This window comes from Streptomyces sp. NPDC002788, assembly GCF_053592115.1.
In genome coordinates this window covers 205,302-228,929 of record NZ_JBSFVB010000015.1, presented here as the reverse complement: position 1 = coordinate 228,929, position 23,628 = coordinate 205,302, and the positions used below count along the sequence as shown (strand labels likewise).

The following is a 23,628-nucleotide window of genomic DNA, read 5'->3' as shown; positions in this document are numbered from 1 at the left end:
TCCATCGGCCACGGTATCGCCTTGTTCCGTCGCCCGTTGGAGTTTCTGAATTCCCTTCCCGCGCACGGCGATCTGGTGCAGATACGCCTCGGCCCGCAGCGCGCCTGGATGGTGTGTCACCCGGAGCTGGTCCACCGGATGCTCCGGGACACCCGTACGTTCGACAAGGGCGGGCCGCAGTACGAGAGGCTTCGGGCGCTGATGGGGGACGGTGTCGTCACCTGCCCGCATTCGGAGCACCGGCGGCAGCGCAGGCTGCTGCAACCGACCTTCCGCCCGTCGAGCGTCGCCGGGCACACACACCTGATGGCCGAGGAGTCCGAGGCGCTGTGCCGCGACTGGCGCGATGGGCAGCGGGTCGACGTCAGTGCCGCCATGCTGGGCCTGACGACCCGGCTGATCAGCCGGGTCCTGCTGTCCGACTCCCTCAACCCCGCGGCAGCCGACGAGGTACGGCACTGCCTGGCGGCCATCGTCCGCGGCCTGTTCGTCCGCACGGTCGTGCCGGTCGACGCCCTGTTCCGTCTCCCCACACCGGCGAACCGCCGCTACCGGCGCGCGGTGGAGCGGGTGCGTGAACTCATCGACGCGGCCATCGCCGAGCGCCGCCGTGGCACTCCCCGCGACGATCTGCTGGGACTGCTGCTGGCGGCCGGGGACGCCGAGGACGGCGGGACTCCGGTCACCGACCAGGAGGTCCACGACCAGTTGGTGTCACTCCTGCTCACCGGTTCCGAGAGCCCTTCGATGTGTCTGGCCTCCACCTTCAGTCTGCTGGCCCGGCACCCGAAGGTGGAGAAGCGGCTGCACGCCGAGGTCGACGCCGTCCTCGCCGGACGGCTGCCGGAGGCCGACGACCTGCCGCGTCTGGTCTACACCCGGTCCGTCCTCACCGAGACACTGCGCCACTCCCCGCCCGGCTGGCTTTTCACGCGGATCACCACCCGGGAGACCGAGCTCGGCGGACGCCGTCTGCCGCCGGGGACCACCGTCCTGTACAGCCCCTATCTCCTGCACCACAACGCGGCGTCGTTTCCCGAGCCCGGCCGGTTCCTGCCCGAGCGCTGGCTGGAGGACGAGGCCGCCGCCGGTCCGCACGGGGCGCTGATCCCGTTCGCCGCGGGCAGCCGCAAGTGCATAGGCGACCTGTTCTCCCTGGCCGAGATGACCGTGACCCTCGCGACCATCGCCGGCCGCTGGCGGCTGAGTCATCCGCCCGGGCGCGTCCCGCCGCTGCGCCCCGGGGCGACGCTGGGGCCGAGGTCCCTGACGATGCTCTGCACACCGCGGGCGGACGCCCCGGGCGGCGCCGCGCCGCCCGCCGCCGCCCTCGCGTCCGGAGCCACGGCCGCGGCGTCCGGAGACGGACAAGAACCGGAGGGACGGTGACAACGGTGTCCACCACGCAGGAGGAAATCTTAGCCATGGCGCCGGGCGGAACTCCCGCTTCCAGCTTGGTGGAGCTGATCGACGCCCATCTCTACATGCCCTTCCCGTTCCGGCGGAACCCCCACGAGTCCGAGGCCGCGGCGGGCGTCGAGAAGTGGCTCCGCCTGACCGGACTGAGCGACGAGCCAGGGGTCGCGGCGATGATCTACCAGACCCGTCCCGCCGAACTCGCCTCGTACAACAGCCCGGACGTCGACGCCGGGATACTGCAACTGGTCGCCCATCAGATCGCCTACCAGTTCGTCTTCGACGACCGGGCCGAGGATGTCGGCCGGCACCAGCCGGGCCGACTGCTGCCCATGCTGTGCGAGAGCGTCGCGATCCTTCGGGACGGCGCCTCGCCCGGCAGCCCACTGGGAGCGGCCCTCGCCGACCTCTACCGGCAGATCCGCGAACGGTGCACACCCGCACAGGCCGACCGCTGGGCGTGGAAGAGCAGCGAGTACGTGCACGGCCTGCTGTACGAAGCGGTGGCCCAGAACCACCCCTCCCCCATACGGTCCGGGCTGTGCACCTCGATACGGTCCCTCACCGCGGGCGTCGAGCCCTTCTACCCCTTGTGCGAGGCCGCCCAGCCCTGCGAGCTGACCTCGGAGGAGCTCCATCATCCGCTCATGCGGCACCTGAGCCGGCTGTCGGCCGACGCGGCGGTGTGGATCCCCGACCTGTTCTCCGCCGTCAAGGAGAAACGAACCGGGGGACTGATCAACCTGGCCCTCGCCTACCAGCGGGCCCACCAGTGCCCCCTGCCGGTGGCCGTCACCCTGGCCATCCGGCGGATCAACAGCACGATCCGCGAGTTCGAGCAGGTCTACGCCGAGCTCGAACCGGAGTTGAGCCCTTCGGGCGTCGGCTACGTGGAAGGCATGGCGGGCTGGATCCGCGGTTGTTACTACTGGTCCCGCACCGTGCCGCGCTACGCGGACCCGGGGGCCCCCGGAGCCCTGCGGTGAGAGCCGTGGCACCGGCGGCCACGGCACCGGCGAGCCGGTCGCGGCCCTGCGTTTCGGTGGCCCGGGTGGCACGCGCCCATTCGGGCCAGGCTACCCGCCGGAGCCACGGTGCACGCCGCGACGGCATTCCGTTCACCCTTCTTCGTCGTGCTCGTTCCATATTCCGGAACGGCCCCTCTCGGGAGGCGTACGCTCTGCGCTGCCTCCCGATGGCCGACGACAGGAATTGGTACGGCACATGGCGAATGAGCTGCGGCAACCCACTCCCGAGCTCCGGCCGTTGCTCGAGCGCCGCAAGGAACTCCGGGCGCTCGACTCCGCGCTGGCGGGCCTGCGCGACTGCCTCGACGGCGTGCCTCAGGCGCCGCGCGGCGGACTGCTGGCCTTCACCGGTCCGGCCGGAATGGGCAAGACCGCCCTGCTGACCGAGGCCCGGGCCCGCGCCCTGGCGCAGGGCTTCACCGTGCTGTCGGGCAGGGGCGGGGAGAAGGAGCGGGGGCTGGCGTTCCACGTGGTGCGCCAGCTCGTCCAGCCCGCTCTGGCAACCATGGACGAGGCGGAACTGCGCACCTTCCTGGGCAGTTGGTACGACATCGTCGCCGCCGCCCTCGGTCTGGTCGCGACGCCACGCGGCCACGTCCCGGACCCGACCGGGGTCCGGGACGGTCTCGACTGGGTGATGACGCGTCTGGCGGTGAAGAAGGCACCCGTCGTCCTGCTCCTGGACGACCTGCACTGGGCGGATGTCGAGTCGCTGAGCTGGCTCGCCTCGTTCGCGCCCCGGGGCGTGGACCTGTCCCTGCTGATGGTCGTCGCCTACCGGCCCGACGAACTGCCCCTCGAGGGGGACGCCTTCAGCGCCGTCGCCTCCGACATGGGGAGCCGTCCCTTCACGCTGGAACCGCTCAGCGCCGCGGCCGTGTCCCGGATCGTCAGGGACGAAGTGGGCGAGCAGGCCGAAGGAAGGTTCTGCGAGGAATGCTGGGAGGTCACCGGCGGGAGCCCGTTCGAGGTCGTCGAACTCGCCATCCGGCTCGGTGAGCGGCGGCTGAAGGGCACCGGCCGGGACCTGCCCGTCATGCGCGAGCTGGCCACCGCGGTGACGGGGCCCGGCCTGATCGAGCGCCTCCAGGGGTTCGGCACCACGACCGTCCGCTTCGCCTACGCGGCGGCCGTCCTCGGTCAGTCCATCTCACCCGAGCTGGCCGCCCGGATCGCGGCGATCGGCAACACGGCGGCGGCCGATGCGATCCGGAAGCTGCGCGCCGCCCGCATCCTGGCCGACGGCGAGGACGCGGAGGAGAACCTGGAGTTCGTCCATCCGCTGATCGCCACCACGATCTACGGGGCCATCGGGACGAGCCTTCGGGAGGGCATGCACAACTCGGCGGCGGAGGCCGTCCGGGCGGCCGGGCTCGGGCCCGCCGCCGCGGCCCGGCACCTGCTGGAGGTGCCCTGCGAGGGCAGCACCGAGGCCGTGGCCTGCCTGCGGGAGGCCGCCCGTGAAGCCCTGCACTCCGGTGCTCCGGAGGCGGCCCGGCGACTGCTGAACCGGGCCCTGCAGGAGCCGCCGCTGCCGGAGGAGCGCGCCGTCCTGCTGCACGAACTCGCCTGCGCGACCTTCCTCATCAAGCCCACCGCCACCGTCACGCATCTGCGGGAGGCACTGGCGGAGCCCGACATCGATCCCGAGCTGCGCGCCTCGATGGTGTACCGGCTGACCCAGGCGCTGGCCCACACGGACCGGATGGCGGAGGCCGCGACGGTGGCCGCCGACGAGGCGCAGCGCGCCACCCACCCCAGGATCCGGCTGCGGATGCAGGGCGACCACTTCGTCTGGAGCGCGTTCCGCGCCGACGAGGCGGATTCGTCCGGCCGGTCGCGGGCGCTGGCGCGGCTGGCCGACCGTCTGCCCGGGCGCGGTCTGGAGGAGCGGTACATCCTCGGGTCGCGCGCCTGGGACGCCATGATGCGCGGAGAGCCCCGGGAGAAGGCCCTCGGGTATGCCGAGGCGGCCCTGCGCGGCGGGCTGAGCTGGACCCATGAGAACCGGGGCTTCGAGGTACCCGTCTCGGTGGCCCTGGTGTTCATGTACTGCGACCAGCCACGCCGGGCCGAGGAGCTGTTCGCACGGGGCATGGCCGAATGCGAGTCGAAGGGCTGGCACGGCTCCCACCTGGCGCTGGGCCAGACGCTCTCCGCGTACATCCGCTACCGCCGGGGCTGCCTGGCCGAGGCCGAGAACCTGGTGCGGGAGGGGCTGGGCATCGCCGACCGGGTGGAGGGCGCGGTGCCCGCCCAGTGGTTCGCCGTCGGCATCCTGATCCAGACCCTCCTGGCCCGCGGCCGGCCCGTGGCGGCCCGCCGGCTCGCCAACCGGTACCGCTACGGCGACGCCGTCCCCAACGCCGTCATCTATCCCGACCCGCGCACCGTGTACGCCGAGCTGCTTCTGGCGGAAGGCCGGCCCGACGAGGCCGTGCCCCTGCTGTCCGGCGTGGGGGAATGGCTGGAGGGCCGGGACTGGCGCAACCCCGCCTGGTGCCCGTGGCAGCTTGGTCTGGCCAAGGCGCTGGTCCGCAGCGCTCCCGACCGGGCGGTGCGGCACGCGAAGGACGCCGTGAAGCGGGCCCGGGACTTCGGCGCGGCCTCCGCGATCGGCCAGGCGCTGCACACCCAGGCGGAGGTGACGGGCGGGGAGGCCGCGCTCGATCTGCACGCGGAGGCCGTGGACCGGCTGCAGCAGTCGCCCGCCGCGTACGAGTTGGCCCGCGCCCTGGTCGGCCACGGCGCCGCGCTGGCCCGCAACGGCCGTCTGCACGAGGCCGCCGACCGGCTCTACCAGGGCCTCGAAAGCGCGGTGCACTGCGGCGCCGAGGGCCTGGCCGCCCGGGCCAGGCGGGAACTCTCCGCCGCCGGACTGCGTCCGCTGCCCCTGCGCTACGCCCAGACCGACACCCTCACCGCGCACGAGCGCAAGGCGGCCGAGCTGACGGCCCAGGGTCACCCGGCGGCAGTCATCGCCACGGGGCTGCACCTCACCGAGCAGGGGGTACGGCAGCTGCTCTCCTCCGTGTACCGCAAGATCGGCACGGACGCGGCGGGGCTGGCCGAGGCGCTGGAGACGTTTCCCCGGCCGCGGCCGTGACAGGCGTGCGCTGAGGCACGGGGCGTGGGCGCTGCCGCGGCGCGGTGCCGGGCCGGGTCACGGCGGCCGCCCCGTTCCGCTGTGCCCGATGCCTCCTCATTCGACGCCCGGAACCTCCACAGCTCCGCGGGCCCGTACGGCATTGCCAGGACGCCTCGGGCCGCAGGCCCGAGCGGGCGGGTCCGGTCCACTCGCCCAGGCGTCACGGGACCGGCCTCCCTCAACTCCCGAGAGCACCGGAGCACTTGACGCTGAACCGTTTCACTGATTCTCTCGAAAAGCTGCCTATGGGAGCGCTCCCAACTACCCCCACGTGAAGGGAACCCCGTGCAGACCTCTCCCCACCCCTCCCCCGGACGCGTCCTGCCCGCTCTCCTCACGGCCGCGCTGCTGGCCTGTCTGCTGTCCTTGACGGGCGGCTCGCCGGCCCAGGCCGCTCGCGGCGACCACGACGGCACCACGTTGCGCACCGAGTCCGCCGAAGTGAAGGCCGCCGCCCCCGGGCAGCCCGGCGACCCGAACATCAAGTTCGTCGGCCGCTGGGACACCACCAGCTCCAGTACCGCGTACACCCCGTACTGGGCGGGCGCCTACTACCGGGTCGGCTTCACCGGGCGGACGGTCAAGCTGAAGCAGCGGGGCACGATCGACCTGTGGGCGCGGATCGACAACGGGCCCGTGAAGTTCTACGACGACGTCAAGGGAACGGTGAACCTGACCCCGGCGGCCCTCTCCCCCGGCAACCACACGCTCCAGGTCAACTACCAGGTGGTGGCCGGATCGTACAAGGGCGACGCCGTCTTCCAGGGGCTTGTCCTGGACAGTGGCGCGACGACGTTCGCACCGCCGGCGCCGGCCAAGCTGGTCGAGTTCGTCGGTGACTCGATCACCGTGGGCACGACGAGCTCGCAGAACGCCCGTACCGCGTACGGCTGGCTGATCGGGGAGCGGCTGGGCGTCGAGCACACGCAGATCGCACAGGGTGGTGCGTGCCTGGTGGCCGCAGCGGACGGATGCGTCGGCCTGGAGCGGCAGTTCACCAAGCTCAACCCGAACGCCGCGACGCCGGACTGGAACTTCTCCCGCTACCGGGCCGACGCGGTCGTCATCAATCTCGGCACCAACGATGTGGGCCATGGCGTGAGTTCGGCGCAGTTCCAGTCGGCGTACAGCAGCCTGCTGCGCAAGGTGCGGGCGGCGTACCCCCAGGCGTGGATCTTCGCGCTGGAGACGTTCCGCGGGCGGTACGTGCCGCAGACCGAGGCCGCGGTGAGGGCCGCCGCCGCCGGTGGCGACACGCGGGTCTCCTTCGTCGACACGACCGGCTGGCTGGGGTCGGGCGATCTGACGGACGCGGTGCATCCCAACGACCGGGGGCACCGGGCCGTCGCAGACCGGCTGGCGCCGGTCATCGCGGCGAGGATCGGATCGTAGCGGTGTCGACCGGGGCGGGCCTCACACCGGGCCGGGGCCCGTCCCACCCTTGAGGCGTTCCAGGTCGGAGGGGCGGACCTGGATGACGAGCAGGGCGATGAGCGCGGCGACGGCGGTGAAGACGGCCGCCACGATGAAGGAGGCCGAGACGCCGGCGGTGAGGATCTCGTCGGACCAGGGCTTGGGCAGTTGCCCGGTGCGTTCGAACCGCAGACGTTCGGCCGGGCTTGCCTGCCGCAGGAAGTCCGGGACCTGCTTCTGCGCCTCGTTCGTGCTGGCCGTGCCGTACATCGTGACCAGGATGGACAGGCCGAGGGAACCACCGACCTGTTGGGTGGCGTTGAGGAGTCCGGAAGCCGCGCCCGTCTCCGGGGTGGGCACGTCGGACAGCGCCATGAGGGTCAGCGACACGAACTCCATGCCCATGCCCAGGCTGAAGACGAGCATCGGGCCCAGGACGCTGCCCGCGTAGGTGGAGTGGACGTCGGTCAGGGTGAGCCAAGCCAGTCCGGCCGCGGCCAGGATCGCGCCCAGCACCATGAACGGCTTGGGCCCGTAGACGGGCAGGAACCGCGAGGCCAGTCCGGCGCCGACGGCGATGACCGCGCTCACCGGCAGGAAGGCGAGTCCGGCGGCCAAGGGGCTGTATTCCAGCACGTTCTGCACGAAGAGCGTGAGGAAGAAGAACATCCCGAAGATCGCGGCGGCGAGGCACAACATGATGCCGTAGGTGCCCGCGCGGTTGCGGTCGGCGAACATGTGCAGCGGCGTGATGGGCTGTCTGGAGCGCCGCTCGATCAGCACGAAGCCCACCAGGAGGACGACCGCCCCGGCGAACGAGGCCAGCGTGAGCGCGTCGCGCCAGCCGTCCTGCGCGGCCCGGATGAATCCGTAGACGAGCAGCACCATGCCCGCGGTGGAGGTGAGGGCGCCGATGACGTCGAAGCGCCCGGGGTGGCGTTCGGACTCCCTGATCCACTTGGGTGTCGCGAGCACGATGAGCAGGCCGATGGGCACGTTGACGAACAGCACCCACCGCCAGTTCAGCCACTCCACCAACATGCCGCCCGCGAGCAGGCCGATGGCGCCGCCGCCCGCGGAGACCGCGGCGAAGACGCCGAAGGCGCGGTTGCGTTCCGGTCCCTCGCGGAAGGTGGTGCTGATCAGGGCGAGGGAGGTCGGGGACGCGATGGCGCCGCCGACGCCCTGTAGTGCGCGTGCGCCGAGGAGTTGGCCGGAGTTCTGGGCGAACCCGCCGAGCAGGGAGGCGAGCACGAACAGCAGCACGCCGAAGATGAAGACGCGCCGCCGGCCCAGGATGTCGCCGGCCCGGCCGCCGAGCAGCAGCAGGCCGCCGAAGGTGAGGGTGTAGGCGTTCACCACCCACGACAGACTGGTGGTGGAGAAGTCCAGGGAACTCTGGATGTGTGGCAGCGCGATGTTGACGATGGTGATGTCGAGCACCACCATCAGCTGGCACGAGGCGATGACCAGAAGCGCCATAGCGCTTCCGCCACCACCGGGTTCCCGGATGGTGGTCGTCTGTGGGGCGGCCGGCTGCGGGCTGCTGCCTGCGGTGTCCACCGTTCGACGGTACGCCCGCCTCCAGGACCTCACCACTCGACCACCGGCAGCCCCGTCCGGCGGCGGTCGGGCACTCCTGAGGCGTGCGCTCACTCCGTCACCGGCCCTGGGGCGAGGAGAACGGGTGCTGCGACTCACCGCCGACGGCACGCCCACCCGGGAGATCGCCGAGCGGTTGTGCCTGTCGGCACCCGCAGCCGCTCGTGCAGCGTCCGCGGACGCCAGGTGCGCGAGACGTCGACGGTGCCCGCGTCGCTACGGGACGGGCGTTCGACTCACCCGTTCCCGGGCGGCGGCCCCTCCGGTCAGCGGCCGCCGCGGATCAGGCCGGTCAGATAGCGCCACAGCGAGGAGCGCTGCCGCGCGGACGGGTCCGGCAGGATCTCCTCGGCCACCTCCGCCGCGGGGGCGTCCGCCCGAGGCCGCGCGGGCGGCGCCGAGGCGAGTTCGTACCGCACGGGCAGCGAGCGCAGGCCCCGCATGAACGGCGAGGAGCGCCAGGGCAGTTGGTCCGCGGGCAGGGCGAGGTCGAGGTAGTCGAACCGCTCGAACAGGCGCCCCACACCGGCCGCCGCGACCGTCGAGGCCAGTTCCCGCGCCGGGCACTGGCGAGGACCCGCACCCCAGGACAGGTGCGCCCGGGTGCTGATCGCGGTGCCGGAGGCGACGTGGTCGGCGAAGAGCGGGTCGGCGTGCGCGGCGGCCGAGGAGACCCACACCGGATCGCCGGCCCGGATCGTGTAGTTGCCGAGGGGCGTGTCCTGGGCGGCGAAGCGCGGGACGAAGTTCACCAGCGGCGGCTTGCGCATGACCACCCGGTTCATGGTCTCCCTGACCATTCCGGCGGACAGGCTCGCGCGTACGCTGCCCTCGCCCGAGAGGACCTCAACGACCGTGTTGGAGATGAGGATGCCGACGTGGTCGGAGGTCATGCCGAGCAGCATGAACAGCTCGCGGGCCAGGTGGTCGAGCGACAGGCCCGGGTGCGCGGCCAGCAGGTAGGAGGGGAAGTCGTCCCCCGGCTTCTCCAGCTTCAGCGCGGCCAGATCCGCCAGCGTCGCCAGCAGGCGCTCCAGCGCGGCTTCGGCGTCCGGACCGGCGTCGAGCACCCGCCACATGTCCATCAGCGCGTCGTCTCCCTGCGAGCCGGGGAAGCCGAGCAGATGGCTGGCCACCATCAGCGGCAGCGGCCGGGAGAACTGCGCGGACAGGTCCGCCACGCCGGTCCTGCCGCCCTGCCCGACCAGGGTGATCAGTTCGTCGGCGTAGGCGGTGACGGCGGCCTTGAGGCGCTTCGCCTGCGGGTGGCGGGGGTCCTGGAAGGGCTTGAGGGCGACGTCCCAGGCCGTGCGCAGCGGGCGGTATCCGGGACCGCCCTGGATCAGGATGTGGTTGACCTCCAGGGACGGCCCGAGCGGCCAGTCGGCCGGGACGCGGCCCTCGGAGCGAGCCCGCCAGTTCTCCAGGCCCTTGGGCCAGCCGTCGTCGTCCTGGAGCACCTGGAGCGCCTCGCGGTAGCCGAGGACGAGCCAGGCGGGCACCCCGAGCAGGTCGACCGGTGCGACCGGGCCGTGCTGGTGCCGCAGCCGTTCGTACACGAGGGAGGGACGTGTCTCGTAGTCCCGGGTCAGCAGCGGTTCGGGACTCAGAGTCTCCAACCGTGTGTCGTCCAGGTCCACGGATCCGCCGTCACCCCACTGGGATTCCACTTTCTTGCCACCCTCCGACACGCCCTGTACCGGCACACCATCAGTCGGTAGCCGGAAACGGTGGGGACCCTACCCCAGACCGAACCGGCGGGTAACGACGGGGGGGTGCGGGGGGCGGCCCCCACCGTATATCAGGCGGCGGTGTAACCCAGCTGGCGCCGCATGTAGGGCGTCATGAGGGTTCTCGCCTTGGCCAGGGTGGTGGTGCGGCTGCCGAGGACCGCTGAATCGCCGCCCGGCACGGGCAGCACGGTCAGTCCGTCGGCCGGGCCGAAGGGCACGATGAGCGGCGTGCGGGGGGTCGGGCGGTAGTGGCGCGGCTCCTTGCGGTGCTTGCCCGAACTCTGGAGGTAGGCGCGGATGTTGTGGGCGGCGCTGTCCGCCTGGGCGAGGGCGGCGGGGGTGATCTTGAGTTCGGTGACGTCGTTGACGTCACCGACGGCGAACACGTCGAGCCGGCCCTCGAGCCGGAGGGTGCGGTCGACCTTCACGTGCCCGGACGCGTTCAGCCAGGCGCCGTGACCTGCCAGGCGCAACCAGAGGGTGTTGGGGGTGGTACCGGTCGCCCAGAAGGACAGGTCGGCCTCGATGACGGCGCCGCGGGCGTCCCGGTAGGTGCCGAACTCGTGGCCGGGCGACATGAAGGAGTCGAGCCGCACCTCGACGTCGTGGGACTCCAGCCAGGCCAGGGCCTTGCGCCCCGGCCGCTCGCTGCCCGTGGAGTCGAGCAGGGCGCGCCCGGAGTGGGCGAGGGTGACCCGGGCGTCCGGGCGGGCGAGGCGGATCTCGGCGCTGAGTTCGACGCCGCCGGGGCCGCCGCCGACGACGAGGACGTGCTCGGCCGCGGCGATGCTGCGCTGGTGCTCGGCGAACGACTTGGCGGCCTCCTCGGTGGTGGTGCCGGTGAAGCGGGCGGGCTCGGGGTAGTCGGCACCGGTGGCGATCACGACCACGTCGTACGGCAGCCGCTCGCCCGTGGCGAGGACGACCTGCCGCTCGGCGGTGTCGATCCGGACGGCCTTGCCGGTCACGACCCGGCCGTGGCGCAGCAGCCGGTCGTACGGGATGAAGGGGGTGTGCGTCCACTCGGGGTGGACCCCGGCGCGCAGGGAGGCGACGCGGTGGAAGAAGACCTCCTTGCGGTCCACCAGGGTGACCCGGGCCGTGCCGTCCAGCTTCCTCGCCAGCCGGACACCGGCGTAACCGCCGCCGATCACCACTACGTCACCGTCGTACACACCGAGTCTCCTGTGCAGGGTGGGGGGAGATCGAGTGCCGCCGCGGACGGGCCCCGCTCGGCTCGACCTCGGCGGTCACTCGACTGACGGTGACACTAGCGCTTGAAAACTCAAGGAACTGCGGGATTCCGTGCAAGTTCCGTGAAGAGACCTGCACCTGATCGGCCCTCACTTCCCCCAGATCCTCCGGTACGCCTCCCGGTAGCCGGACGGATCCCAGGCCGAGGCTCCGTCACTGTTGTCGGCCGTGGCGACGTGGACGGGAGCCACATAGCCGCTGGCGGGGCGGCCGGAGAAGGCGCGGTTGAACTCGTCGACGATCTGCCAGCCCTGGAGGGACAGCGGCTCGGGCACGGTGGCGGCCTGGTACTGCTCGCTGTCGATGCGCCGGAACGCGGACGGGTCGCCGTCTCCGGCGCCGATGTTGAAGGGCGGCCCCGAGCCCTTCTCGCCGGCCGCTCGGAAGGCGGGGGCGGCATCGGCGAAGTACAGGTCGTTGATGGCGACGGAGTGGGTCCACCGGTCCCCGAACCGGGAGAGCAGCGAGGAGATCTCCCGCGGCGTGCGGCTGCTCGCGTCCGGGATCGGGATGTTCTCCACCGCGAGCAGCCGCACACCCCGACAGCTCGCCAGTTCCTTCCTGATCAGGTCGGACTTGTTCCGCGCGAAGGGGATCGAGGCGTCGGTGATGAGCACGACCCCGGCGCGGCCGTTCGAGTCGGCGATGATCCACTGCGCGCTGATGCGGGCCACGTCCTGGACCCGGGTGGTGACGTTGGTGAAGAGGTCGGGTCGTCGGCTGGGGCCGGGCTCGGGGACCGCGTGCCAGCCGATGAGCGGGATGCGCTGCGCGTTGGCGCGGGTGACCTGCTGTGCCGTCGAGTCGGGGTCGAAGCCGCCGATGACGATGCCGGAGGGCCTGAGGGCCACGGCCTCGCTCATGGCCGCCTGGATGCCGGCCGGGGTGCCTTGGCCGTCGATCACCCGGACGTCCCAGCCGATGGACCGCGCGGCTTCCCGCACCCCGTGCGCGGCGCCCGCGACACCGGGGTTGGTCATGGTCTGTGCGACGTAGACGATCGTCTTGCCGGGCACCGCCTTCGGGCCGCTGGTGGGGCCGCCCCAGGGGATGTCGGTGCGTTCCGCCCGGGTGACGGCTTCCCGGGCCCTGGCGTGGACGGCGGGGCATCCGCCGGGACCCGTCGCCGTCTCGTCCGCGCCCTCCGAGGAACCGCGTTCGCAGCCGATGAGGGCGGTGGCCGTCACGAGCAGGGCGCTGGAGACGAGCCGCGCGGTGCGGGCGGCGGGGGCGGCCTTGCGGGTGCGGTGCACGGGAGCTCCTGTGAGGGGGTCGGCGCGAAGGGACGCGTCGAGGGGGTCAGGGGGGTGTGCCCGCCGTGCCGCCCTCCGGCGCCGCGGCGGGCGGGGGCGGGGGCGGCGCGGCGGGGGCGTCGCGGGTGGCACCGCCGCGCAGCCGGCGGCGGGCGGCGTATCCGGCGAGACCCACGGCGACGAGCAGGGTGCCGCCGTGGAACAGCGGCACCGTCCAGAAGTCGGCACCCAGCTGGGCGATGCCGGTGAGGCCGACGGCGAGGACGGCGACGGCGACGACGGTGCCGAGGGCGTTGGGCCGGCCGGGTTTGATCGCGGTGGAGCCGAGGAGGGCGCCGACGAAGGCGGGCAGCAGGTAGTCGAGCCCGACGCTCGGATTGCCGATCTGCTGCTGGGCCGCGAGCAGTACCCCGGCGAAGCCGACGATCAGCCCGGACGCGGCGAACGCGTAGACGGTGTACCTGCGGGTCGGGATGCCGACCAGGTCTGCCGCGCGCGGGTTCGACCCGACGACGTACAGGGAGCGGCCGAGCGGCAGTCGTTCCAGCACCAGCCAGAGGGCGACCGCCAGGGCGAGCACGTAGAAGGCGGGGACCGGCAGGCCGAGGAACGAGGAGTCGTAGAGGTCCGTGAACGCGGGCGGGAGACCCTGGGGGCCGGGGACGATCCGGCCGCCGTCGGTGATCCAGCCGGTCACGGCGTACATCATGCTGCCGGTGCCGAGGGTGGCGATGAAGGAGTCGATCCGGCCGAACTCGACGATGACGCCGTTGATGACGCCTGCGACCAGCCCTCCGGCGATCACGGTGAGGCAGGCGAGCGGCCAGGGCCAGCCCTGGCCGACGACGAGCTGCATCACCATCACATGGGCCAGGCCGAGACCGTAGCCGATGGAGAGGTCGAACGCGCCGGTGACGATGGGCACCATGGCGGCGAGGGCGAGGACGGCCGGGATCGACTGGTTGGACAGGATCGAGTCGACCGTGTCGAGCGTGGGGAAGGTGTCCGGCAGGGTCAGGGAGAAGAGCAGGTAGAGCAGGGCGGTCAGGGCGAGCAGCCCGTAGGCGCCGATGTGGTGGCCGCCCTGGCGGTGCAGGCGTCCGGGGCGCTGCGGCGGAGGCGGGGGCGGCGGGGTCATGGCCGCTCGACGGTGGACGGGGGCATGGCCGAGGCCGCCCGGGTGAGTCCGGTGACGGTGAGGGCGGGGCCGCTCAGCCCGGCCGTCACGGTCCCGCGGACGAATACCAGGGTGCGCCGGCACACGCTCGCCACCTCCTCGAAGTCCGTGGACAGCAGCAGGACCGCCAGGCCCGACTGAAGCGCCTCGCGGAGCAGGCGGTGGAGCGCGGCCTTGGCCCCGACGTCCACGCCCGCGGTCGGCTCCTCGAGGATCAGCAGCCGCAGGTCCGTCCGCAGCCACCGGCCGAGCATGACCTTCTGCTGGTTGCCGCCGGAGAGCGTGGCGATGGCGGCCTCGCTGTCGCGGGGGCGCACCGAGAACCGGTCGATCAGGGCGACGGCCCGGGCGCGTTCGCGGCGGGGGCCGATCCAGCGCGGTGCAGTCGCGCCGCCCGCGCGGGGGTTGGCCAGGAGGTTCTCCCGTACGGTCAGCTCGGTGAGGCAGCCCTCCCGCAGCCGGTCGCCCGGCACGAAGCCGACCCCGCGGGCGACGGCCTCCGCGACCGTGCGGGGACGGTACGGCCGCCCGTGGAGCACGGCCTGCCCGCCCACGAGCGGCCGGGCACCGGCGAGGGCTCGGCCCAGGTCCGTGTGCCCGGCGCCGGAGAGACCGACCAGGCCGAGGACCTCCCCGGCCGCGAGGTGCAGGCCGACCGGTCCCGTACGGGCGGTGCGTACGCCGTCGAGGGTCAGGACGGCCGGTGCGGCGGCCGGGACGCCCCAGGGGCGGCGGGCGGCCGGTTCCTCCTCCTCGCCGACGATGTCGCGGACCAGTCGGGCAGGACTGTGGTCCGCCAGCCGGCCGTGGCTGACGAGCCGGCCGTCGCGCAGGACGGCGAAGGTGCCGGCGACCTGGTAGACCTCGTCCAGGCGGTGGCTGACGTAGAGGACAGCGTGACCCCGGTCGCGCAGGTCGTGCAGGACGCGGAAGAGCCGGGCGCTGTCGGCGGCGGGCAGACGGGCGGTGGGTTCGTCGAGGACGAGGAGCCGGGCGCGTGCCGCCAGGGCCCGGGCGATCGCCACCAGCGAGCGGTCGGCCGGCGCGAGTTCCGAGACCGGTGCGTCGGGGTCGAGATGGCCGGCGACGATCCCCAGGGCGTCGACGCAGCGCTCGCGGGTGCGCCGCCAGGAGATCAGCCCGGCCCGGCGCCCGTACCCGGTGGTCAGGGCGATGTTCTCGGCGACCGTCATCCACTCCACGAGACCGAGGTCCTGGTGGATGAAGGACATGCTGCGCGCGGCGGTGTGGCTGCCGAGGGGCTGCCCGGCGACGGTGATCTGCCCCGCGTCGGCCTGGTGGACGCCGGCGAGGATCTTGATGAGCGTGGACTTCCCGGCGCCGTTGGGCCCGAGGAGGGCGAGGACGCTGCCGGCGTGGACGTCGAGGTCGACCCCGGCCAGCGCGACGGTCCCGCCGAAGCGCTTGCCGAGCCCGCGGACACGGACCAGTGGCTCCGGGTCGAGGGGCGAGGCTGCCTTCGTCGAGGGATCGGGAGCGTCGGACACCTGAACAAATTACAGCATTTCGGGCATATTTCAGCCGTGCCGTCGCGCCGACGGGCCCGGGGGCCGGATCAGGCGGCGTCGAAACCGCATTCGGCCCAGATGACCTTGCCCTCGGGGAGGTAGCGGGTGCCCCAGCTCTGCGAGAGCTGCGCGACGAGGAACAGGCCGCGCCCGCCCTCGTCCGTGCTGGCCGCCCGGCGCAGGTGCGGGGCGGTGTTGCTGGCGTCGGAGACCTCGCAGATCAGCGTGCGTCCGTACAGCAGCCGCACCCGGATGGGCCCGGCGCCGTGCCGCATGGCGTTGGTGATCAGCTCGCTGAGGATCAGCTCCGCGGCGAACGCGGTCTCCTCCAGCCCCCAGTCGGTCAGGCGCCGCATCGCGGAGGCCCGGACCTCGCCGACGAGGGCCGGGTCGGCGGACAGCTCCCAGGTGGCGATCCGGCCGGGATCCAGGGCGTGGACGCGGGCCACGAGCAGGGCGATGTCGTCGTGCGGATGCGCGGGCGCCACCGTGTCCAGGACCGCCTGGCAGGTCTCCTCCGGCGCACGCTCCGGATGGGCCAGGGCCGTGCGCAGCTGCTCCAGGACGATGTCGACGTCGCGGTGCCGGTCCTCGATGAGCCCGTCGGTGTACAGGACCAGCTGGCTGCCCTCGGGGAGGTCGACCTCGACGGCGTCGAAGGGCAGGCCCCCGAGGCCGAGCGGGGGACCGGCGGGGAGGTCGGGGTAGGTCACGGCACCGTCGGGGTGGACGAGCGCGGGGGGCGGATGGCCGGCGCGTGCCATCAGGCAGCTTTGCGCGGCCGGGTCGTAGACGGCGTACAGGCAGGTGGCGCCGATGACGCCGGCGCCCTTGCCGTCGGGGTCCTCCCGGTCCAGTCGCCCGACGAGGTTGTCCAGGTGGGTGAGGACCTCGTCCGGCGGGAAGTCGAGCTCGGCGAAGCTGCGGGCCGCGGTGCGCAGTCGCCCCATGGTGGCCGCGGAGAGCATGCCGTGGCCGACGACGTCGCCGACCAGCAGCCCGACCCGGGCGCCGGAGAGCGGGATGACGTCGTACCAGTCCCCGCCCACGTCGGATTCGGCCGGCAGGTAGCGGTGGGCGACCTCGACGGCGTCCTGGTCGGGCAGGCCGTGCGGGAGCAGGCGGCGCTGGAGGGCCAGGACCATGGTGCGTTCGTGGGTGTAGCGGCGGGCGTTGTCGATGGACAGGGCGGCGCGGCCGGCGAGTTCCTGGGCCAGGGAGCGGTCGTCGTCCCCGAAGGAACCCCCGGCGCGGTAGAAGCTGGCGATACCCAGGACGACACCGCGGGCGAGCAGGGGCACCGCGATCAGGGAGTGCACGTGGGCCAGCAGCCGTGCGGTGTGCTCCGGGTCCTGGGCGAGCCAGCCCGCGGCGGCCTTCAGGTCCGGTTCCAGCACCGCCTCGCCGCTGGTCAGGCAGCGCAACTGGGGCGCGGTCGGACCGAAGTCGATGCGCTTGCCGGGCGGGGTGAAGGGCAGGCCCTCGCGGACGCCGTACAGCACCGTGCGGCGCAGGTCGGCGAGGGGGTCGGCGGACTCCTCACCGCGCAGGACGGCGTCGGGCAGGTCGATGGTGACGAAGTCGGCCAGCCGCGGGACCGCCGTCTCGGCCAGTTCCTCGGCGGTACGGCGCACGTCCAGGGTGGTGCCGATGCGGGTGCTGGCCTCGGACAGCAGCTCCAGACGCCTCCGGGCGGCCAGGGCGTAGGCCCCCACCTGCGGCTCCCCCAGCATCACGAGACCTCGGGCCGGGAACGACTCCTCGGTGTGGCCTCCGGGCGCGCCCCCGTCATGGCCAGGGCCCCGGTCATGGCCAGGCGCGTCCCGGTCATGGCCGGACGTGTCCCGGCTTTCGCCGGCCGTGACGGAACTGCCCGGCCCGGCGGCGCCCCGGGCGCCGTCGCCGTCGCTCGTGACGGCCGGGCCGGGTTCGGCGGGGCCTTCCTCCCCGTCGGCCCTCACGAGCGGACCGGACGAGGCCACGAACTGCCCGGAAGGCAGCACGATCGAGGGGCGCACGGCGAGCGGGACGCCCGGGGCCGACAGACCGGACAGCTCGTCGACCTCGTGCGGTATCTCGTCCACCTGATGCGGTATGACGAGGTGCCGCCCCGGGTGATCCCCGGCCGGCGAGCCGGGCAGCACGGCTTCGATGGCGATGCCCCGCACTCCGGAGGCGCTTGTCATCGGGCGGCTCACGAGGGTCACCCGTCGGCCGTCGGGCAGGGCCACGTCGACGGCGCCGCGCTGCGCCCGGGAGATCAGCTCGGCGGCCTTCTCTCTCAGCATCGCCTGGTCACGCGGGTGGAACTCGCCGGCCAGCGCGTCCATCGCGACACCGCGGCGCGCGCCGACGCCGTCGGCCAGGTACGCCCGCAGCAGGGCGCGCTCGTGCGCGGAACTCTGCCCCAGCAGCCGCCGTTCGATGGCCTCGGCCGCCCCGCGGATGGCGACGGCCAGCCCGGGCCGTTCGAAGCCGCGCGGATAGCCGAAGCACAGGACGCCCTCGATGCGTCCGCTGAGCGGGTCACGGACGGGCAGCGCGACGCAGGCGCTCTGCTGGGAGCGCTCCGCGAAATGCTCGGCACCGTAGACATGGATGAGCTGCCGCTCCGCCAGGGCCAGCCCGATGCCGTTGGTGCCGGCGACCTGCTCGGCGAAGACGAACCCCGGGACGACCTGGATGGCCGGGAGGCTTCTGGCCATCGAGGCGTCCCCGAAGCGGCGCAGCAGGACCGTCCCGTTCCCGTCGGCGACGGAGATGTTGACCTGACTGCCGGAGAAGGCGGCCTGCAGCCGGTCGAGCACCGGTACGGCCGCGCGGACGATACGGCCACGCGGGTCGAAGTCCTCCCGGTAGGGCAGGTCGACCGTGTCCGGCGACAGGCCCAGGGACCGGCAGCGCCGCCACGAGTTCAGGATGGGCGACCGCACGCCCGTGTCGACCGGCTCGCCCTGAAGGAACCGCTCGCGCAGACGAGCGGGCCCGGTGCCTACAGTCACACGACCCGCCGGCTGGGGTTCCTCACCGGACCGATCCACGCTCCGCCTCACTTGCGCCCGCGATCACCCGCTGCTCGGAAGAGATTCTTTGCACTGATGAGGATACGGGCATTACGGGCATGCGTCACGGTGTGCCGGAGCGCCCGGGACAGGGTGAGAGGGCGCGTCCGGCCCGGCGGACCGTGCTCATCCCAGGAAACTCAACCGCACCTTGCGTTCCGGGTTGTCCTTGTTGGTGTCCACCAGGCATACCGACTGCCACGTGCCGAGCTCCAGCCGGCCGCCGAGGACCGGCAGGGTCGCGTGGGGCGGGACGAGGGCGGGCAGGACGTGGTCGCGGCCGTGGCCGGGGCTGCCGTGCCGGTGCTGCCAGCGGTCGTCGGCGGGCAGCAGGGTGTGCAGCGCGGACAGCAGGTCGTCGTCGCTGCCGGCGCCGGTCTCGAGCACCGCGATCCCGGCCGTGGCGTGCGGGACGAAGACGTTGAGCAGGCCGTCGCGGCCGGCGGCCGCCTCGCGCAGGAAGGACTCGCAGTCGCCGGTGATGTCGAGGACCCTCTCCGTGGATCCGGTGCTGATGTTCAGGACTCGGGTGGTGAAGACATCTGACATGCCCTCCATCCTGACCCATGCGCTGTGCGGCAACCGGTCGCCCCGGCCGCCCAGGCCCAGCAACGGGAAGATCCCCGGCCCCCGCACGGTTGGCAGAAACGTGAACAGCGCACGCGAGGTCGAGGCAGTCGTCATCGGCGCCGGCCAGGCCGGTCTGGCCGGCGCCTATCACCTGCGGCGCTCCGGATTCGAGCCGGACAGCGACTTCGTCGTACTGGACCACTCCCCCGGCCCCGGCGGCGCCTGGCAGTTCCGGTGGTCGTCGCTGACGTACGGCAGGGTGCACGGGATGCACGCGCTACCGGGGATGGAACTCACGGACGCGGACCCGGCACGCCCGTCGGCCGAGGTGATCAGCGAGTACTTCGACCGGTACGAGCGGGCCTTCGACCTGCGGGTCAGGCGCCCCGTCGACGTGCGGGCCGTCCGCGAGGGCTCCGGCGGCAGGCTGCTCGTGGAGACCTCGGAGGGCGTGTGGTCGGCGCGGGCGCTGATCAACGCGACCGGCACCTGGGACCGGCCGTTCTGGCCGCGCTGTCCGGGCCAGGAGACCTTCCGGGGGCGGCAGTTGCACACCGCCCAGTACCCCGGGCCCGAGGCGTTCGCCGGGCAGCGGGTCGTGGTGGTGGGCGGCGGCGCCTCCGGCACCCAGCATCTGCTGGAGATCGCCGAGTACGCGGCGGCCACCACCTGGGTGACCCGGCGCCCGCCCGTCTTCCGTGAGGGGCCGTTCGACGAGAACGCGGGCCGGGCGGCGGTCGCACTCGTCGAGGAACGGGTGCGGCAGGGCCTGCCGCCCCGCAGTGTCGTCTCGGTCACCGGACTGCCGCTCGACGACGCGATCCGGCAGGGCATCGAGGACGGGGTGCTCGACCGGCAGCCGATGTTCGACCGCGTCACGCCCACGGGGGTGGAGTGGGAGGACGGCCGGCACGCAGACGCGGACGTCATCCTCTGGGCCACCGGCTTCCGCGCCGCCATCGACCACCTCGCCCCGCTGCGGCTGCGTGCCCCCGGCGGCGGCATCCGCATGGAGGGCACGCACGCGGCAGCCGATCCCCGGATCCATCTCGTCGGCTACGGCCCGTCGGCCAGCACCGTCGGCGCCAACCGCGCCGGCCGCGCGGCCGTACGGGACATCAGGCGGCTGCTCGCACGGGAGCCGGTCGCCGCGTGACGCGGGCCGGGGGCCGCAGGGCTCTCACCCGGCCGCCTGCTTGCCGGCGCTCTTCCGCTGGGCGTTGAACTCGGCGACATTGCGCTGGTGTTCCCGGTAGTCCGCGGTGAAGCGGGTGTCGCCCGGGCGGACGGTGACGAAGTACAACCAGTCGCCCGGGGGCGGGTTGATGGCCGCGCGCATGGCCTCCTCGCCAGGGTTGTCGATGGGGGTGGGCGGCAGGCCCATGCGCCGGTACGAGTTGTAGGGGCTGTCGAGCTGCGTGTCTCTCACCGTCGTACGGAGGGTGGAGCGGCCGAGGGCGTAGTTGAGGGTGGAGTCCATCTGCAGCGGCATGCCGCGTTCGAGGCGGTTGAAGACGACCCGGGCGACCTTGCCCATGTCGGCCCTGGTGGCCGCCTCCGCCTGGACGATGCTCGCGATGGTGACGGCCTGGTAGACGTTCATGGCGTTGCGCTGCGCCCCCGCGGCGATGGGCGCGCGGTTGAACTTCTCGTTCGCGGTGTCGACCATCAGCGACAGCACCTTCTCGGGCGTCGCCTTCTCCTGCAGCGGATACGTCGCCGGGAAGAGGTAGCCCTCCGGGTTCCCCTCGGCGTCGTTCGGCAGTTTCAGCGCGGCCTTCGCGAGCGACTTCCTGGTGCTGCCGGGGGGCAGGGCGAGGGCCTTGTCGACCGCCGCGTAGACCTGGCTCGCGCGCCAGCCCTCCGGGACGACCAGGGTCGCGGGCCGACCCTCCTCCTCGGGCGCCAGGGTCAGCAGCGGCACCGCCACGGCGGTACCGACCACGACGGCTCCGGTCGCGACGAGGGCGATACGGCCCCGGCGCGTCAGTCGAATCGTGCTCCGTGGCGGAGTGTTCTTCTGCATGCGGGCACGGTAACCCGCATATCGTCACAAACCCGGCATATCTTCATTTTGTCGGTTGCAGTTGGGCGTCCCGGCGTACGAGTGCCGCGTACCGGCCGTCCCGCTCCAGGAGTTCGTCGTGCGTCCCGCGTTCGACCACGCGCCCGGAGTCGAGGACCACGATCTGGTCGGCGCCCCGCACCGTGGACAGCCGGTGAGCGATGGTCAGCGTGGTGCGGTTCGCCGAGAGCGCGTCGATGGCGTCCTGGACGGCCGCCTCGGTCCGGGTGTCCAGCGCGCTGGTGGCCTCGTCGAGGATGAGGACCGGCGGGTCGCGCAGGATGGTGCGGGCGATGGCCAGGCGTTGCTTCTCACCGCCGGAGAAGCGGTGGCCGCGCTCGCCGACGACGGTGTCGTAGCCGTCGGGCAGGGAGGCGATGTGATCGTGGATCTGCGCGGCCTTCGCCGCCTGGCGCAGCTCCCCGTCGGTGGCGTCGGGCTTGGCGAAGCGCAGGTTGTCGGCGACCGAGGCGTGGAAGAGGTACGTCTCCTGCGAGACGACGCCCACCGCGCGGGCCAGGGTGTCGAAGTCGAGGTCGCGGACGTCGACCCCGTCGAGGGTCACGCGGCCGCCGGTCACGTCGTACAGGCGGGGCACCAGGTAGCCGAGTGTGGACTTGCCTGCGCCGGTCGGGCCGACGACGGCGAGGCTGCTCCCGGCCGGGACGGTGAGGTCGATGCCGTCGAGGACCGGGCCGCCCTTGTCGCCGTAACCGAAGGAGACGTTCTCGAAGCGGACCTCACCCTTGACGCGGTCGAGGCGGACCGGGTCCGGGCGTTCGGTGATGTCGATGGGCAGGTCGAGGTACTCGAAGATGCGCTGGAACAGGGCGAGCGAGGCCTGGATCTGCACTCCGGTCGACAGCAGGCTCACGGCCGGGCGGAACAGGCCCTGCTGGAGCGAGACGAACGCGACGATCGTGCCGATGGAGACCTCGGGACCGCCGAGTTGGAGGGCCATGCCGGCGGTCCAGTAGATGACGGCGGGCAGGGCGGCCATGACGATGGTGATGACGGCCATGCGCCACCGCCCGGCCATGTTGGACCGGACCTCGAGGTCGACGAGCTCCTCGGACTCGTCGGCGAACGACCGCGTCAGCGAGTCGGAGCGGCCCATCGTGCGGCCTAGCAGGATGCCGCTGACGGAGAGCGACTCGGTGACCGTGGCGGCCATCGCGGCCATCTGCTTCTGGCGCTGGGTCGTGATCTTCCGGCGTTCGTTGCCCACGCGGCGGCTGATCCACACGAAGACCGGCAGCAACAGCAGTGAGACGACGGTCAGGCGCCAGTCGAGGACGATCATCGCGACGATGGTGGCGACCACGCTGGTGAGGTTGGAGACCAGTGAGGTCGCCGTGGAGGTGACGGTGGCCTGCATGCCGCCGATGTCGTTGGCGATGCGGGACTGCACCTCGCCCGTGCGCGTGCGCGTGAAGAACGCGAGCGACATGCGCTGGAGCCGGCCGTAGACGGCAGTGCGCAGGTCGTGCATGACGCGCTGGCCGACCGTCGTGGAGATCAGGGTCTGGAGGACGCCGAAGACGCTGGTGAGGACGGCGCTGAGGATCATGCCGAGGGCGAGCAGGCCGAGCAGGCCCGTGCGCCCCTCGGGGATCGCGACGTCGAGGATCTCCTTCAGCAGGAAGGGCGTGGCGACCGAGACCAGCGACGCGGCGCCGACCAGCAGGCCGACGATCGCGAGGCGGCCCCGATAGGGGCGGAAGAGGTGGAGGATGCGGTGCACCTGCCGGGGCTGCTCCTTCATGCCGTCCGGCGGGGTCCAAGGGGCTTCGTGGTCGGGACGCATGGGCTCCTTCGCAGGTGATAGGGCCGAGGCTGAGACGGCGGGGCGGATCGCAGCCCATTGTTACCTATACTCACAATGAACGACATCCTGATATTGTTCCCCGCATGACCACGCCCGACCCCGACGGCCTCCTCGCCGAGCAGTTGCTCCGGCTCACCCGCCGGGTGCACCGCATCCAGCAGCGCCATCTGGCGCAGCGCGAGCTCGGCATCACGCCGGCCCAGTCCCGGCTGCTGCGCACGCTCGCGCACTGGGGTTCGCCGCCGCGGATGGCCGACCTGGCCGAGCGGCTGGAGGTGGTGCCGCGGGCCGTGACGACGCTGGTCGACGGACTGGAGGCGAGCGGCAAGGTGCGGCGGGTCCCGGACCCGGCGAACCGGCGGGTGATCCGCATCGCGCTCACGGACGACGGGCGGAGCACACTGCGCGAGCTGCGAGCGGTGCGCAGGTCGGCGGCGGAGGAGATCCTCGCTCCGCTGACGGGGGATCAGCGGGAGGCGCTCGGGGAGTTGCTGAACACGCTGATCGACGGAGTGCCGGTGGAGCGCTGCTGACCGCCCTGGATGCACGC

General features: G+C 72.6%; 16 protein-coding genes. 6 read left to right on the top strand and 10 right to left on the bottom strand.

Translation table 11 applies throughout. From position 1 onward, the window contains the following. Positions 1-36 precede the first annotated feature (36 nt). The 4 genes from ACWD1U_RS27185 to ACWD1U_RS27170 all read left to right on the top strand — a co-directional run bounded on the left by ACWD1U_RS27185 (position 37) and on the right by ACWD1U_RS27170 (position 6,984). Complete coding sequence (locus tag ACWD1U_RS27185) at positions 37-1,389, top strand: cytochrome P450 (protein WP_451111340.1); 1,353 nt, start codon at positions 37-39, stop codon at positions 1,387-1,389. A gap of 68 nt (positions 1,390-1,457) precedes the next feature. Beyond that, the gene (locus ACWD1U_RS27180) at positions 1,458-2,402 is read left to right on the top strand and encodes a (-)-alpha-amorphene synthase (protein ID WP_451111368.1); all 945 of its coding nucleotides are present in this window, start codon (positions 1,458-1,460) and stop codon (positions 2,400-2,402) included. Positions 2,403-2,640: 238 nt separating this feature from the next. Next, positions 2,641-5,550 (top strand): ATP-binding protein, encoded by a 2,910-nt coding sequence (locus tag ACWD1U_RS27175; RefSeq protein ID WP_451111338.1) that lies wholly within the window; start codon positions 2,641-2,643, stop codon positions 5,548-5,550. A gap of 327 nt (positions 5,551-5,877) precedes the next feature. Next, positions 5,878-6,984 carry a GDSL-type esterase/lipase family protein gene (locus tag ACWD1U_RS27170; protein ID WP_451111336.1) on the top strand — a complete coding sequence of 369 codons (1,107 nt, stop codon included), beginning with the start codon at positions 5,878-5,880 and terminating at the stop codon, positions 6,982-6,984. 21 nt (positions 6,985-7,005) lie between these two features. Here ACWD1U_RS27170 and ACWD1U_RS27165 read toward each other — a convergent pair whose 3' ends face one another. The 8 genes from ACWD1U_RS27165 to ACWD1U_RS27130 all read right to left on the bottom strand — a co-directional run bounded on the left by ACWD1U_RS27165 (position 7,006) and on the right by ACWD1U_RS27130 (position 19,164). Next, positions 7,006-8,487 (bottom strand): MFS transporter, encoded by a 1,482-nt coding sequence (locus ACWD1U_RS27165; RefSeq protein ID WP_451111367.1) that lies wholly within the window; start codon positions 8,485-8,487, stop codon positions 7,006-7,008. A gap of 386 nt (positions 8,488-8,873) precedes the next feature. Further along, positions 8,874-10,277, bottom strand: coding sequence for a cytochrome P450 (locus ACWD1U_RS27160; protein ID WP_451111334.1), 1,404 nt, complete (start codon positions 10,275-10,277; stop codon positions 8,874-8,876). A 131-nt stretch (positions 10,278-10,408) separates the two neighbouring features. Further along, complete coding sequence (locus ACWD1U_RS27155) at positions 10,409-11,515, bottom strand: NAD(P)/FAD-dependent oxidoreductase (RefSeq protein ID WP_451111332.1); 1,107 nt, start codon at positions 11,513-11,515, stop codon at positions 10,409-10,411. 168 nt (positions 11,516-11,683) lie between these two features. After that, positions 11,684-12,847 (bottom strand): substrate-binding domain-containing protein, encoded by a 1,164-nt coding sequence (locus tag ACWD1U_RS27150; RefSeq protein WP_451111330.1) that lies wholly within the window; start codon positions 12,845-12,847, stop codon positions 11,684-11,686. 46 nt (positions 12,848-12,893) lie between these two features. Further along, positions 12,894-13,985 carry an ABC transporter permease gene (locus ACWD1U_RS27145; protein WP_451111328.1) on the bottom strand — a complete coding sequence of 364 codons (1,092 nt, stop codon included), beginning with the start codon at positions 13,983-13,985 and terminating at the stop codon, positions 12,894-12,896. Continuing rightward, a complete protein-coding gene (locus ACWD1U_RS27140; RefSeq protein ID WP_451111327.1) occupies positions 13,982-15,532 on the bottom strand; it encodes a sugar ABC transporter ATP-binding protein in 1,551 nt (516 codons plus the stop codon). The genes ACWD1U_RS27145 and ACWD1U_RS27140 overlap by 4 nt, the downstream gene beginning before the upstream one ends. A gap of 68 nt (positions 15,533-15,600) precedes the next feature. Further along, entirely contained in the window at positions 15,601-18,594 is a 2,994-nt protein-coding gene (locus ACWD1U_RS27135) for a SpoIIE family protein phosphatase (protein ID WP_451111325.1), read from the bottom strand. Between the two features lie 147 nt (positions 18,595-18,741). Then, the gene (locus ACWD1U_RS27130; RefSeq protein WP_451111323.1) at positions 18,742-19,164 is read right to left on the bottom strand and encodes a secondary thiamine-phosphate synthase enzyme YjbQ; all 423 of its coding nucleotides are present in this window, start codon (positions 19,162-19,164) and stop codon (positions 18,742-18,744) included. 100 nt (positions 19,165-19,264) lie between these two features. On the opposite strand from ACWD1U_RS27130, the gene ACWD1U_RS27125 reads away from it, so the two are divergent. After that, positions 19,265-20,341 carry an NAD(P)-binding domain-containing protein gene (locus ACWD1U_RS27125; protein ID WP_451111321.1) on the top strand — a complete coding sequence of 359 codons (1,077 nt, stop codon included), beginning with the start codon at positions 19,265-19,267 and terminating at the stop codon, positions 20,339-20,341. 24 nt (positions 20,342-20,365) lie between these two features. Here the strand turns inward: ACWD1U_RS27125 and mltG are convergent, their stop codons facing one another. Then, complete coding sequence (gene mltG / locus ACWD1U_RS27120) at positions 20,366-21,211, bottom strand: endolytic transglycosylase MltG (protein WP_451111319.1); 846 nt, start codon at positions 21,209-21,211, stop codon at positions 20,366-20,368. 43 nt (positions 21,212-21,254) lie between these two features. Beyond that, complete coding sequence (locus ACWD1U_RS27115; RefSeq protein WP_451111317.1) at positions 21,255-23,057, bottom strand: ABC transporter ATP-binding protein; 1,803 nt, start codon at positions 23,055-23,057, stop codon at positions 21,255-21,257. 104 nt (positions 23,058-23,161) lie between these two features. Here ACWD1U_RS27115 and ACWD1U_RS27110 point away from each other — a divergent pair, with 104 nt between their 5' ends. Continuing rightward, positions 23,162-23,611 carry a MarR family winged helix-turn-helix transcriptional regulator gene (locus tag ACWD1U_RS27110; RefSeq protein ID WP_451111316.1) on the top strand — a complete coding sequence of 150 codons (450 nt, stop codon included), beginning with the start codon at positions 23,162-23,164 and terminating at the stop codon, positions 23,609-23,611. Positions 23,612-23,628: the final 17 nt, after the last annotated feature.